The organism is Rhodococcus sp. HM1 (genome assembly GCF_023218075.1).
Classification (GTDB): domain Bacteria; phylum Actinomycetota; class Actinomycetes; order Mycobacteriales; family Mycobacteriaceae; genus Rhodococcus.
Genome location: NZ_JALPTB010000060.1, coordinates 1 through 13,697, shown reverse-complemented (window position 1 = coordinate 13,697; position 13,697 = coordinate 1). Strand labels below are relative to the sequence as shown.

Below are 13,697 nucleotides of genomic sequence, written 5' to 3'. Positions count from 1 at the left end.
GGGTAGGTCCGGTACCTACCCGATCGGGTAGGTACCGGCGAAGTCGGGAGCGGCCTCGGGCTCAGTCGCCGAGCCTGCGGCTGATCTTGTCGACCTTCCGGCCCACCGCCAGGATCGCCCTGAGAACGTCCTCCAGTTCCGGGCCTTCGACGTGGCTCGTCGGGGGATTCACCGGCCCCACACCGCCCGGTAGGCCACCATCGGGCACTTCGACCAGGTCGAATGCCCACTTGCGGATGATCTCGACCAGGACCTCCGGATGTGCGATCAGGTCCAGGGTCGGGCCGTGTTCCCTGATGATCTGCTGAACTACGCGACGTTCTCGGTCCGACACAGCCACGGCGCTACCTCTCACTCGGCGGGATTCGTCGTCGTCGGCGCCTCACGCACCCACGTGGTCAGGATCGTCTTGACTCGCCGGGCAGGCCGCGCGGTGTGCCGCATCCGCTGATCGACGGATCCGTCCGGCAGGAGATTCGGCCAGGCGAGCAGTCTCCCGGCGCGCGGCCGGAATCGTTCTCGGAGGACCGGGAACCAGGTGCTTCCCCCCGACTGCGAGTCGCTGAGGTAGATCAGCACGGACACCGACCGTTCACCCCACCGGTCACCGGAGAAGAAGCCGCTGTCGTGGTGCTCCTCGAAGCGCTCTCCCGCCCGGTACCGCACGATCTGCCAGGGTTCGAAACGATCGGCGGGAACACCGAAGTCGGCGGCCAGTCTCGCCTCGACCCGCCTCAGCAGTTCGCGCGCTTCGTCGCTCAGCCAGGTCTCGTCGGTGGTCGAACTGGTGCGATCGATCGAAAGACCGGTGAATCGCCGCCCCTCGGCGTCGCGGCGGAGCACCGAACTCGGCCGCCAATAGGTGAATCGGAGATCGTCGCCGATGAGGGCGCACTCGTCGGCGTCGAGAAACTCGTCGACGCACGTCACCGTTCCCGGGCGAAGTGTGACAGCGGTGTCGATCATGACGTCACCAGGGTCAGGTTGACGTGTGACTCGAATGCGGAGACGTCCACGGGCGAGACCTCGCCGTCACCGGTGAGGTAGCGCCGAAGTGCCTCGAGCGATCGCTCCTGACGTTCGTCGTATCCGCCGTGGTCGGACCAGTGCGTCCGCCGGGTGTCGCGTTCGTACGCGTGCCAACCGATCACCCGGTGCGGGTGGAAGAGTCGATATCCGGCGGCGAAAGCCCGGACGCTGGTGAGCACCTCGTCGCCGAAGAAGTACACCCCGGGATCGAACCGCACCTCCTTGTTGTAGCGGCCGGCGGCGAGCAGGAAGTGCAGGGACGCGAAGTCCGCGGGGGCGGGAGCCCCGAGTTCCGGGAAGCCCAGCATTGCCGCACCCCGCAGCCGGGTGAGCACACCTCGGTCGCGCAGGTACGGATAGATCCGGAGCGGGCGCATCCCCCGGCAGCGGTCGTCGTCCGGACTGTACGCGGGCAGATACCCCGTGAGAATCGGCTTCGCGATCCCGGCCGCGCGCAGTCCTTCCAGCATCCCCACCGCCGTTTCGTCCCAGCCGGCGGCGAATCGGTGGTGGGAGTCGATCAGCAGGGTGTAAGGCTCGTCCTTCCACGCACCCTGCAATCGTCGTCGAGCCCAGTTGCAGCCCTCGCTCCTGCTCGCCGCGATCTCGTCGATCTCCAACCCGGGAAGCGCCACGACGTCGTCGGGCAGCACGTCGTCCTCGGTCCGCTGCCACATGACCCGGACCCGCAGCCGCTCGGGGTGCGCTGCCTGCGCATACAGGTCCCGCAGGGTGGGCCCGAGCTCCCGATCCCGATAGGCCGGTACCTGCACGTAGAGCGCCGGTTCGCGGCAACCTCCCGGCCACCCGGGTGGTGCCGGCGTCATCCCTGGGCACCCATGACCGCGCCCTCCCGGCGCGGATCGGCACCGCCGACCCAGCCGGTGTCCGTACGCCACAGTGCGCTGAGGCCGCTGGACTGGGGCGCGACCGACACCTGGTGCCCGCGTTCGCGCAGGGCGGCGACGAGCGGGTCGTGGGCGCCGTCGTCGGACCCGTCGATCGCGGGATGTTCCCCTCCGACACCGGTGACCGGGGTGTTCGCGGCGCCGAACGAGACGGCGGACACCGCCTGCTGCGGGTCCAGACCCCAGTCGAGCATGTTCACCAGGGTCTTCACCACGAACTGGATGATCACCGAGCCGCCGGGCGAGCCGGTCACGAGCACCGGTGCGCCGCGGGCGCCGTCGGGGGTGCGCTCGAACACGAGGGTCGGCGACATCGAACTGCGCGGTCGCTTGCCGGGCTCCACCCGGTTCGCGACCGGCGTGCCGGTCTCGTCGACCGGCTCGGCCGCGAAGTCGGTGAGCTGGTTGTTCAGCAGGAATCCGTCGACCATGTGGAACGAACCGAACGCCGATTCGATGGTCGTGGTCATCGCGGCGACGTTCCCGTAGCGGTCGGCGACGGAGATGTGACTGGTGCCGTGCTCGGGGACCTGCGGTGGTGCCCCGATCGGGACGGGCCCGAAGTCACCGGGCCGGGCGGTGCCCATGCTGCGGTTCGGGTCGATCAGCGCGGCCCGTTCCTTCAGGTAGGTCTCGTCGAGCAGGGTCTCGGGTGAGCCACCGGGCAGCGGCACGAAATCGGAGTCCGCGACGTACTTGTCGCGATCCGCGTACGCGAGCCGTTCGGCCTCGGCGATCAGGTGGACGGCCTCCACGTCCGGGACACCGCCGTTCGCGTCGACGTCGGCCGGCGGGAAGGCCGACAGGTCGAAGTTCTCGAGGATGCCGAGGGTCGCGGCGACCGCGATGCCGCCGGACGACGGGTTCGGCATCCCGCAGATCTCGTAGGACCGGTAGGGGGTGCACAGCGCGGTTCGCTGCTTCGCCCGGTACCCGGCGAGGTCGTCGACGGTCATCTCTCCGGGGGTCCGCCCGCCGGAGGTCGTGTCGACGGCGTCGACGATCGCGGTCGCGATGGCACCGGTATAGAAGGCGTCCGCCCCACCGGCGGCGATCGCCCCGAGGGTCTTGCTCATCGCCGGGTTGGTCAGCACGGTGCCTTCGGTCTTGGGAGCGCCGTCCGCTTCGAGGAAGTACGCGGCGGCCGCCTCGTCCCGCGCGAGGTCGGCGGCGGAGTCCGCGATCGACTGCGCGAGCCGATCGCTGATCTCGATACCGTCGTCGGCAAGCGTCACCGCCGGTTCGAAAAGCTGCGCCCAGTCGGTCTTTCCGTGGTCGCGATGGACGTCCTCGAGCATCCGGAGCACGCCGGGCACGCCGATGGAACGGCCGCTGGCGCGGGCGTCGGGCTGCGGTTCGGTGCGGTCGGTGTCGCTGATCCAGCGCAGATAGTTCTCGGTGGCCGCTGCCGGCGCGGTCTCCCGGCCGTCGTACGCCTGGACCTGCCCGGTCGCCGCGTCGAAGTACATCAGGAACGCGCCGCCCCCGATACCCGAGGACTGCGGCTCCACCAGACCGAGCACGGCCTGGGCGACGACCAGCGCGTCCGCTGCGGTGCCGCCGTCGCGCAGCACCTCGCACGCCGCCTCCGTCGAAATCGGATTGGCGGTCGAGACCGCGAACTCTCCGGCATTCACCGCGACCATCCCGTCGCGATATCCGGTGGCGATCTCCGGGTTGGTGGACAGGTCGCGATCGGTTTCCTGCGGCGCCGGCGGTGCCGTGAGCGGTGTGCCGTTCGGTGCCGCGGTGCACGCCGCGGAGGTGTCCTGCGCGTCGCCCACCGCCGACGTGCACGCTCCGAGCACTCCAACGGCGGCCACCACGGCGATTGCGGCCCGGACACCCGGGCGGACCTCGGCTGGCGTCCTCACCCGTTCGACGCTAACAGCGGCCGGCCGGTCGCCGGGGCGGATCGGCGCGCACGCTCACAGATCGAACTTGGCAGCGTACCGGACCAGCCTCTCGATGTGGTCGCGGGCGGCGTGCAGATCGAGACGGGCGTCGCTGAGCAGGTCCAGCATCTCCCGCCGCGCGGACTCGCCGGCCCCGTGCATGTCCTCCCGGTCGAATACCTCGAGCGACTCGACGAGGTCGCCGACCCGCCGGTCGAGTGCACCGAGGTCGTGCCGCAGTGACTCCGCTCGCTCGGCCACTGTGCGGTCGGTCATCGCAATTCCCCCCGCCCAACTGGTGTACCAGGGTGTGCCTGCACCGTATCCCCCGGACCGGTCCCCCGTACCCGAAACCGGATGAGGGGCACATTCACCCGGAATGCGGCGGGGTCAGCGCAGGGCGTGGCCGAGTTCGGCGGCGCGGTCGAGCAGTTGCGCGCCGTCGCGGGCGACCACGACCCGGTCGCACACCTCCGCGTAGTCGGGCATCGCGCACGTCGCCTGCTGCCAGTACCGTTCCGGTTCCGGGGTGATCCAGGCCAGGCGGTGCACGCGGCGGCGCAGGTCCGCGAGCCGGTCGGCGCGCGCGGGCAGGCCGTTGCAGCGACCGTCGCCGACGACGAGCACCGAGGTGCGCGCATCGAGGAGACCGGCGTGGTCGGTGAGCAGTTCGTCGAAGACCCGTCGGTAGTCGCTCGACGCCTCGAGGTCCACGGCCGGGTGTGCCAGTACCCGTGCCAGCGCGCCGTCGCCGCCACCGGCGAGCAGTTGCTGTGTCACCTCGACGGGCCGGTCGACGAACGCGACGACGCGGCACCGGTGCGCCCGGCCGTGCATCGCCTGGGCGAGACGCAGCGTGAACGCGGTGACCGGCCGCACCGACAGCGACACGTCGGCGAGGACGAGCAGCCGCACCCGGTCCGGCCGGGGTGAGCGGACGACAAGGTGGAACGGCACCCCCTCGGTGCGCATCGATCCGCGGACGGTGCGGCGCAGGTCGAGGCGGCCGCGGGCCCGCTCGCGCGGCCGGGGACGGGCCGGGCCGCGCATGCGGCGCAGCACCTCGTGGCAGGCCAGGTCGATCTCGGCGCGGTGCGCGGCGGTCGGGTCGACCGGTGCCTCGGACGGATCGTCCGCCGGCGCTTCGACGGTCTGCGCGAGCGCCGCGACGAACGCCTCGACGGCCTCGACGAGCCGGTTCAGTTGTGCCTCGGTGAGCTGTTCGTCGGCGGTGTCGCCGCCGTAGGCGCGGTGCGGATCGTAGGCGTCGAGCCACGCCAGGATCGACGTCGGATCGTCCCACGACAGCGAACCCGACACGGCCGCACCGGGATTCGCCGACAGGTCGCCGACCGTCGCGGTCGCGGCCCGGTCGACGTCGACGGTGTAGGTGACGCCGCGGCGCCCCGAATCGGCGCCGGTGTCGACGGACAGATCCGCGTCCGCCGAGGTCATCGACACATCGTCGTCGTCCTTGTGGGGGTTGAACCCCTTGTCCGCCTCGGGGGTGTCGAACAGGTCGCCGACCTCCGCGGCGCGCTCGTTGTACTCCGCGTAGCGGGCGAGTTGCTGTTCGTCGTCGATTTCCAGTGCGGCGGGCAGGGATTCCGCGAACTGCGCGCGCAGGGGCCGGCTGTCGTCGCCGCCGGCGTCGGGGACGGTGGTGAGGAACAGGGCGTCGAAGGCACGGTCGAACCCGGCCTGTTCGTGGGCGTACTTCGCGCACACCGCCCGCAGCGCCGCGCGCAGGACGTCGCGGTCGTGGGCACCGATGAGGCCGAGAACCCTTCGTATCTCGATGGTTTCGGCGGGCGATGCGGCGACCCCGTGGCGTCGCAGCAGTCGCGCGAACACGGCCGCGACCACGTCGAGCGGATACGCGGGGCGGCGGGCGTCGAGGTCGCTCACGCGCACGGTGTCACCGCCTCGCGCCGACACGGGCGGTGTCCCGCCCTCCCCCACCGCGACCGCGGAACACCGCGGTGGTGGTGTTCGCCGGCCGGGACGCGACCGTGACCCGTTCGGCCGGTGGCACGTCGGCGACCGATTCCTCGGGGTCCGGTGTGCCGTCGAGCCGGGTCCGGGCCAGGGTGACGTCGCCGGTGTACTTGAGCAGCGCCGCGAGCAGGACGTCGCGCACGTGCCGGATCGAGCCGTCCCCGGCGTGCGCGCTCAGGACGGTGGCCGCGCGGGCGGCGTCGATGACCTCGGAGATGGACGGGCTCTTGCGCAGCGGCATCTCGCGGAGGGTACGAGCGAATTCGACGACCTCCGCGGCGGTCGCGGCCGGCACCTCGGGAGCGCGGGCGGTGACGATCTCGCGTTCGCGTTCGGGCGTCGGGTAACCGACGTGGTAGTGCAGGCAGCGGCGTTTGAGCGCGGCGGACAGTTCGCGGGTGTCGTTGGAGGTGAGGATCACCCAGGGCGCGGAGCGTGCGGTGAACGTGCCGACCTCGGGGATGGTGATCTGCCGTTCGGCGAGGATCTCGAGCAGCAGCGCTTCCATGGATTCCTCGGTGCGGTCGACCTCGTCGACGAGCAGGACCACCGGCTCGGGCGAGATCACGGCCTCGAGCAGCGGGCGGACGGCGAGGAAGCTCTCGGAGTACAGCCCGAAGTCCTGCTCGGCGAGGAAGCGGGAGGCGTCGGCGAGGTCCGGGTACGCGGCGAGCCGGTCGCCGATGCGGTCGCGCAGCATCTGCACGTGCAGCAACTGTTTGGCGTAGTCCCATTCGTACAGGGCACGGCTGTCGTCGAGGCCCTCGTAGCACTGCAGGCGCACGAGTTTGCGTCCGCCGGCCGCGGCGAGGGCCTTGGCGAGTTCGGTCTTGCCGACCCCGGCGGGTCCTTCGAGCAGCAGTGGCCGGTCGAGGACGGTGGCCAGGTGCACGACGACCGCGAATTCGTCGTCGGCGATGTAGTCGTGGCGGCGCAGCGCGTCCTTCAGTGCGGCACTGTCGGCGAAGGCGGTCATCGGTACTCCTGTCGCGCGGTGAGAACGCGCCCGGGGCAGGGCAGGGGAACGCCGCCCCGGGCGCGAGATCGGTCGGTCCGTCGGACCGGTGGATGCAGGGTCAGTAGGACCGGTTGATGCAGTGGTCGACGACCGGGATCATCGACTCGACCGTCACCTCGCGCGGGTTGCCGGGGGTGCACCAGTCGCCCTGGATGTGCTCGGAGATGGCGCGCACGGTCTTCTCGTCGCCGCGGATCGTGTCGCCGCGACCCGCGTACTTCTTGGTGTTCATCTGGTTCTTCTCGTACGAGTCGGTGCGCACGGACCCGAAGTTGTCGGGGATCCCGACGTCCTTGGCGAGCCGGATCGCGGCCTCGACCGCGGCGTCGGCGGCCTGCACGGTCGTCATGTTGCGGGTGTCGACGCCCATCGCGGTCGCGATGCGCGCGTAGTGCTCGTAACGCGAGGGCAGGTTGTACTCCCACACGCGAGGCAGCGCGATCGCGTTGTTGAGGCCGTGGTGGCTGTCGAAAAAGGCGGACACGGCGTGCGAGATCGAGTGCACGATGCCCAGACCGCCGGAGTTGAACGCCTGCGCGGCGATGTACTGGGCGTTCATCATGCCTTCGCGGGCCTTGAGGTTGCGCGGCTCGAAGACGGCCTCGCGCAGGTTCTTCGCGACCAGTTCGATCGAGTAGAGCGCGTTGCCCAGCGACGGCGCGAAGTCCAGGCGCGAAACGTACGGCTCGGAGCCGTGGGCGAGGACGTCGAAGCCGCAGTAGGCGGTGAAGTGCTGGGGGCAGCTGTAGTACAGCAGCGGGTCGTCGATGGCGAGGGTGACGATGGTGGCCTCGTCGAAGCCGACCCACTTGTGCGGGTGATCCATGTCGGAGGTGTCGGTGATGACGTACGCCCAGGACGTCTCCGAGCCGGTGCCGGCGGTCGTGGAGACGGCGATGTGCGGCGGGTTCTCCTTGTTCGTGGACTTCGCGAAGCCTTCGAACTCGTTGATGTTGCGGCCGTCGTGGGCGATGACGACACGTGCGCCCTTGGCGGCGTCGTGGCTCGAGCCGCCGCCGACGGAGATGATCGAGTCGCACTTCTCCTGCTGGTAGAGGGCGGCGGCCTCCATGACGTTGTAGTCCTTGGGGTTGGACTCGACCTTGTCGTAGAGGACGACCTCGACCCCCTGGTATTCGATCTTGCCGATCAGTTCCTCGATGATGCCGGAGCCGCGCAGACCCGTCGTCATCAGCAGGGCACGCTTGAATCCGAGGTTCTTGGCTTCGACACCGATGATGTCGTGTGCGCCCACACCCATCAGTGCGCGCGGGAACGGATGGAACTCCTTGATCGGGAAGTCCCAGATCTGATTGAGCTCGATGGCCATCGTGTCTCTCCTCGGTCGCCGGGTGGCTCACGGTTGTGACCCACATCTCATCCGGGGTCCACCGTGGCCGACGCCCGCCCGCCGGTGAAGGGCTACCGGCCGGAACCGTCCGGTTTGCGCGCCGAAGCCGTCCGGTCGAGTGCGGCCACCTACCCGGTCGGGCAGGGTGCATGTCCCGCCGACCGGGATGCGACGAGGTCGACCCCGCGGGGTGCCCGGTACCGTTTCCTTGTCGCCAGGTCCGGCTGCTACCCTTGAACTAGAACACGTTCTAGATTGGTTCGGCTGGGCGGACGGCGACCGCACCACATGTTCAAGGCCCGGCTGTTCCGAGGCCCAGCTGTTCGAAAGCGCAGCCTGCACGACGAGAGGACGAAACACCCCATGACGACAGTCGAGGTGCCGCACGGCTCACGATCGGTGGTTCTCACCGTCTCAGCCGTCATCGAGGAGACGTCCGACGCACGCTCGCTGGTCTTCGACGTACCCGCCGAGCTGCGGGACAAGTTCGCGTACAAGCCCGGGCAGTTCCTCACCCTGCGCATCCCCAGCGACCTCACCGGCTCGGTGGCACGCTGCTACTCGCTCGCGAGCTCGCCGTTCACCGACGACTCTCCCAAGGTCACCGTCAAGCGCACCGTCGACGGTTACGGCTCGAACTGGCTGTGCGACAAGATCTCCGCCGGCGACCGCATCGAGGTGCTCCCGCCGTCCGGCGTGTTCACCCCGAAATCGCTCGACCAGGACTTCCTGCTGTTCGGCGCCGGCAGCGGCATCACCCCGGTCATCTCGATCCTCAAGTCGGCCCTGACCCAGGGCAGCGGCCGCGTCGTGCTCGTCTACGCCAACCGCGACGAATCGTCGGTCATCTTCGCCGAGGAACTGCGCGCCCTGGCCGACAAGTACCCGACGCGCCTGACCGTCGTGCACTGGCTCGAATCCGTGCAGGGCCTGCCCACGGCCGACCAGCTCGCCGCGCTCGCCGCCCCGTACACCGGGTACGAGGCGTTCATGTGCGGCCCCGGCCCGTTCATGGACACCGTGCACGCCGCGCTGCACGCCGCGGGCATGGAGCGCAGCCGGGTCCACGCCGAGGTGTTCAACTCGCTCGCCGGTGATCCGTTCGCCGACGTCGCGCCGGTCGAGGTCAGCGACGAGGAAGCCGCCGACGCCGCGACCGTCGAGGTCGAGCTCGACGGCGAGACCCACACCCTGACGTGGCCGCGCAAGCAGACGCTCGTCGACATCATGCTCGCGAAGGGCATCGACGTGCCCTACTCGTGCCAGGAAGGCGAGTGCGGTTCGTGCGCGTGCACCGTCCTCGAGGGCGAGGTGGAGATGGAGCACTGCGACATCCTCGACCCCGAGGACATCGAGTCCGGTTACATCCTGGGCTGCCAGGCCAAGCCGGTCAGCGACAACCTCAAGATCCAGTTCTGACACGCTGAAGCGCTGAGACGGCGGGCGCCCGGGTGTCCGCCGGCTCAGCGCAGTGCCCGCAGCCGGGCCCGTTCGGCCGGCTCGAGGTGCTCGGTCGCGTAGCTCAGCGCGGTGCGGCCCATCGCCGCGGCGTGGACGTCGAGAAAACTCACCAGCAGCGCGCGGTCGACGCGTTTGCCGACCTCCCGCAACATCCACCCGGTCGCCTTCTGGATCAGGTCCCGCCGGTCGTCGAGTACTCGCGCGGCCAGCGTCAGCGTCGGTTCGGCCTCCCCTGCCTTGACGAACGCGAAGGTCGCGAGCAGCCCGGCCCGGCGGCGCCACAGGTCCGGGTCGTCGACGAGTTCGGTCAGCAGCCCGGCCCGGTCGGGATGCTCGCGCACCCATTCGCCGACGATGCGGTCCGCCGACGAGTCGACCAGATCCCAGTTGTTCACGCGACCGCGGTTCAGTGCGTCGAGGTAGCACTCGACGATCCGGTCCCGGGCGTCGCGGTCGCGGGCGAACCGGTCGGCGAGGATCAGCAGTCCCGCCAGGCGGTGTTCGTGGATCGGGCTGTCGAGCAGGGCCCGCGCCTCGGCGATCGGCAATGTCCGGAAGCGGCGGACGACCGCCCGTGTCTGCGGGACCCGCAGCCCGAGGAACTCGTCGCCCTCCCCGTATTCGCCCGGTCCGGTCTTGAAGAACCGGCGCAGGTGCGCGGCCGCGGCCGGGTCGGCGAGGGCGTCGAGCGCGACCCGCACGTCCTCGGTGCTCTTCTCATCGGTCACGGCTGACGAGAGTACGGCGTCCGCACCGGCGCCCTCCCGGATCCGGGCCGTTGTCACGCCCGCCGACCGTCAGATGACGATTCGGCAAAAACACGCCCTGAACTGGGACGCAGCGTTACCGCACCGCAACCGTCGGACATCTTGACCGACCGGTCGATCAGACCTATACCGAAAGACGGAAGGACACACTCTCACGAGGAGGCTCACCATGTTCTCCGACAGCCGGCTGCAGGACTATGTGGCCGTGGTTCTGGGCGTCTTCGCCGCCCTGTCGCCGTTGTGGCTCGACACCAACGACGCGGCCATGTGGTCGCTGATCGTTCTCGGTGTGCTGGTCGCATTGTGCGGCATTGCGCAGATCGCACGGCCGACGATGGCCGCGATCGACTACGCAATGGGTGTCTTCGGTGTGCTGATGTTCCTGTCCCCTTGGGTCTTGGGATACACCGAGTACACGGGCGCCTCGTGGACCGCGTGGATCGTCGGTGTTCTCACCGTCGTCGTCGCCGTCGCGGCCCTGCCTGTCATGAACGCTCGCATGCACGGAGGCGGACTGGCGACCCATCACTGATCCGCACCTGATACCGGGACCCGGGGCGAGCGGCCGACGTGCCCTCGCCCCCTCTCGGATCACCGAAGGTGGTGCGCAGGTGAGTACACACGTTCCCCGGCGACGCCGGCGCCGCCCGCAACAGGACGGCGAGGCCCGCACCCGCATCCTCGATGCCGCCGAAAAGCTGTTCGCGACCCACGGTTTCGACGCAACCGCCACCGCGTCCATCGCTGCGGCGGCAGACGTGCCGAAAGGCCTGATCTTCTACTACTTCCCGACCAAGGAGGCCATTCTCGAAACACTCGTCGCCGAACGAATGCCGACCGAACCCATCGACGACGTGAACGCGCTGGTCGAACCCGGCGACCCGGCCGCCAGCCTCGTGAACCTCGACACCGCGCTGAACCTGCGCGACCACCGGTCGTCGGTGCTGCGGGTGATCATCTGGCGCGAGGCCGACACCCATCCGGACATCCGGTCCCACCTGTACCGGCTGCGCTCGCACCTGCACGACATCACCGTGCGGCTGCTGCAGGCCAGCGCCCCCGGCCCGGTGCAGCCGGGCACCCTGCGGGCCTGCGCGACCGCGTGGGTGTCCGCGATGTTCTCGGCGGCCAGCACCGACCGGTGGCTCGACCTCGACGGACTGCCCCGCAACCGCGAGGACCTGCGTACCGTCGCCCGGGTCATCGCGGCCGGGATGACCGGAATGGGGAAGCTCTCGTTCGGATGAGCGGTCAGCCGACGGCGTCACCGGCGGGGGCGAGCAGGATCCTCCCGGCTTCGAAGGCCCGGGCCCCCGCCGGCAACGCTCCCGGTTCACCGCTGAGGAACACCTCGACGCGGCCCGCTCCGCGATCCTCCCGGCCGAGCGCATCGATGCGGCGCAGGGTCTGGCGGGCGACGGCCTCGGCGCTGTCGAACAACCGCACACCGGCGGGCAGCTGCGCCGCGATCGAGTCGGCGACCAGCGGATAGTGCGTGCAGCCGAGCACGACCCCGCTGACGTCGGCCGGGGTGCGCTCGACCGCGGAGGCGATGGCCGCTGCGGCGCCCGCCCGGTCGCCGCGGTCGATGGCGTCGGCCAGCCCGTGACACGCGACGCCGACGACTTCGCTGCCGTTCGCGAACTGCGCGATGAGATCGGCCTGGTAGCTGCTGGCGGTGGTCGCGGCGGTCGCCCAGATCGCCACCGAGTCGCACACCGCCGCGGCCGGTTTGATCGCCGGGACCGTGCCGACCACGGGAACGCCGTCGCCGAGGTCGCGGCGGACCTCGTCGAGGGCGGTGACCGAGGCGGTGTTGCACGGCAGCACCACCACGTCGGCGCCGCGCCGGACCGCGCGCCGCGCGGTGGTGACGACCCGCTCGATCACCCAGTCCCGCGGCTTCGGGCCCCACGGCGCTCCGGCCGGGTCCATCGACAGCATCAGATCCAGGTCGGGCCGCAATCGGCGCAGCCACGCCGAGGTCGGCAGCAAACCGAATCCCGAGTCGATGAGCGCAACGATCACCGTACGAATTTAGCGCGCGACGCCGATGCGGCGGGCGGGGGCGGGCACAGGACGTGCCCGATCACGAGGTCGGTGCGAGCATCTCCTCGATCGGAGCACCCGCCGCGATCTTCGCGCGCGTCTTCATCACCCGGGCCGGCAGACCACCGCCGACCACCCCGACGAGTCGGCCGTCCCGCTCGTAGTAGACGAGGAACTTACGGCCGTCGTCGTGCACCACGTGCACGGTGTCCTGAGCCGACACCGCGCCCAGACCCTGGATCTTCACGTCGTACTGGTCGCTCCAGAAGTACGGGACCTGAGCAGCCCGGTCGCCGTCGGCGCCGAGCAGCGCCTTCGCGAGCACGGCGGCCTGCTCCCCTGCGCTCGTCCAGTGCTCGACCCGCTTCCGGCCGCCCTCGGGCAGCTGCCAGGACGCGACGTCGCCGACCGCCCACACGTGATCGGCGGAGGTGCGGCCCACGATGTCGCACACCACGCCGTTGTCGACGGTCACACCCGAACCGTCCAGCCACTCGGTGACCGGGACCGATCCGATACCGAGGACCACCAGGTCCACCGCGACCTCGGTGCCGTCCCCGAGGACCGCGCCGGTGACCCGGTCGTCGCCGCGCAGCTCGGTGAGCCCGACCCCGGAGCGCACGTCCACACCCTCGGCGGTGTGCAGGCGCTCGACGAACCCGCCGACCTCGGCACCGAGCACCGACGCGAGCGGTGTGGGCTGCGGCTCCACGAGCACGACGTCCATGCCGCACGCCCGCAGGCTCGCCGCGACCTCGCAGCCGATGAAACCGGCGCCGACGATCAGGGCCGTGCCGCCGGGGCGGATGTCGGCGCGCAGACCCACACTGTCCTCGACGGACCGCAGCACGTGCACTCCGGCGAGCTCGGGCAGGCCGGGGATGCGGCGGGGACGCAGACCCGTCGCGACGACCAGCTCGTCGTAGCCGAGCGAGGTGCCGTCGGCCAGCGCGACGGTGCGCGCGGCGTCGTCGAGCGACTCCACCGCGACGCCGAGCCGCAGGTCGATGCGCTGCTCGTCGAAGAACTCGCGCGGCCGCAGCGTCGTGTCCTCGCGTTCGCCGCGGATCACGTCCTTCGACAGCGGCGGGCGGTCGTAGGGCAGGTGCGGCTCCGCACCGACCAGGACGATCTCACCGTCGAATCCGGCCCGCCGCAGCTCCTCGGCGGTCCGAACCCCGGCCAGACCGGCGCCGACGACGACGACCCTCCCCGTCCCGC

Annotated in this window: 14 protein-coding genes; 3 read left to right on the top strand and 11 right to left on the bottom strand. The window is 70.3% G+C overall.

From position 1 onward, the window contains the following. Positions 1–61 precede the first annotated feature (61 nt). The 8 genes from M1M07_RS24900 to mdo form a co-directional block, all read right to left on the bottom strand. Entirely contained in the window at positions 62–340 is a 279-nt protein-coding gene (locus M1M07_RS24900; RefSeq protein ID WP_248675891.1) for a hypothetical protein, read from the bottom strand. Between the two features lie 11 nt (positions 341–351). After that, entirely contained in the window at positions 352–966 is a 615-nt protein-coding gene (locus tag M1M07_RS24895) for a 2OG-Fe(II) oxygenase (RefSeq protein ID WP_248675890.1), read from the bottom strand. Further along, positions 963–1,856 (bottom strand): UDP-N-acetylglucosamine-transferase, encoded by an 894-nt coding sequence (locus tag M1M07_RS24890; protein WP_248675889.1) that lies wholly within the window; start codon positions 1,854–1,856, stop codon positions 963–965. The genes M1M07_RS24895 and M1M07_RS24890 overlap by 4 nt, the downstream gene beginning before the upstream one ends. Beyond that, entirely contained in the window at positions 1,853–3,811 is a 1,959-nt protein-coding gene (ggt, locus tag M1M07_RS24885) for a gamma-glutamyltransferase (protein WP_248675888.1), read from the bottom strand. Before ggt ends, M1M07_RS24890 begins: the two co-directional genes overlap by 4 nt. Before the next feature lie 54 nt (positions 3,812–3,865). Beyond that, positions 3,866–4,108: a hypothetical protein gene (locus M1M07_RS24880; RefSeq protein ID WP_197257263.1), complete on the bottom strand. Its 243-nt coding sequence runs from the start codon at positions 4,106–4,108 to the stop codon at positions 3,866–3,868. 114 nt (positions 4,109–4,222) lie between these two features. Next, on the bottom strand, positions 4,223–5,740 hold the full coding sequence (locus tag M1M07_RS24875) for a VWA domain-containing protein (RefSeq protein WP_248675887.1): 1,518 nt from the start codon (positions 5,738–5,740) through the stop codon (positions 4,223–4,225). Positions 5,741–5,750: 10 nt separating this feature from the next. Continuing rightward, on the bottom strand, positions 5,751–6,806 hold the full coding sequence (locus tag M1M07_RS24870) for a MoxR family ATPase (RefSeq protein WP_197257259.1): 1,056 nt from the start codon (positions 6,804–6,806) through the stop codon (positions 5,751–5,753). A 100-nt stretch (positions 6,807–6,906) separates the two neighbouring features. Continuing rightward, positions 6,907–8,178: an NDMA-dependent methanol dehydrogenase gene (gene mdo / locus M1M07_RS24865; protein WP_248675886.1), complete on the bottom strand. Its 1,272-nt coding sequence runs from the start codon at positions 8,176–8,178 to the stop codon at positions 6,907–6,909. A 384-nt stretch (positions 8,179–8,562) separates the two neighbouring features. Here mdo and M1M07_RS24860 point away from each other — a divergent pair, with 384 nt between their 5' ends. Then, a complete protein-coding gene (locus M1M07_RS24860) occupies positions 8,563–9,618 on the top strand; it encodes a ferredoxin--NADP reductase (RefSeq protein ID WP_248675885.1) in 1,056 nt (351 codons plus the stop codon). 44 nt (positions 9,619–9,662) lie between these two features. On the opposite strand, the gene M1M07_RS24855 is transcribed toward M1M07_RS24860, so the two are convergent. After that, the gene (locus M1M07_RS24855; protein ID WP_197257257.1) at positions 9,663–10,388 is read right to left on the bottom strand and encodes a DNA alkylation repair protein; all 726 of its coding nucleotides are present in this window, start codon (positions 10,386–10,388) and stop codon (positions 9,663–9,665) included. A gap of 208 nt (positions 10,389–10,596) precedes the next feature. Between M1M07_RS24855 and M1M07_RS24850 the strand changes: the two genes are divergently transcribed. Further along, positions 10,597–10,959, top strand: coding sequence for an SPW repeat protein (locus M1M07_RS24850; protein WP_197257255.1), 363 nt, complete (start codon positions 10,597–10,599; stop codon positions 10,957–10,959). 79 nt (positions 10,960–11,038) lie between these two features. Then, a complete protein-coding gene (locus M1M07_RS24845) occupies positions 11,039–11,674 on the top strand; it encodes a TetR/AcrR family transcriptional regulator (protein ID WP_197257253.1) in 636 nt (211 codons plus the stop codon). 4 nt (positions 11,675–11,678) lie between these two features. Here the strand turns inward: M1M07_RS24845 and M1M07_RS24840 are convergent, their stop codons facing one another. Next, a complete protein-coding gene (locus M1M07_RS24840) occupies positions 11,679–12,455 on the bottom strand; it encodes a glutamate racemase (RefSeq protein ID WP_248675884.1) in 777 nt (258 codons plus the stop codon). Positions 12,456–12,516: 61 nt separating this feature from the next. Next, the coding region (locus tag M1M07_RS24835; RefSeq protein WP_248675883.1) for an NAD(P)/FAD-dependent oxidoreductase at positions 12,517–13,697 on the bottom strand (1,181 nt) is incomplete at its 5' end.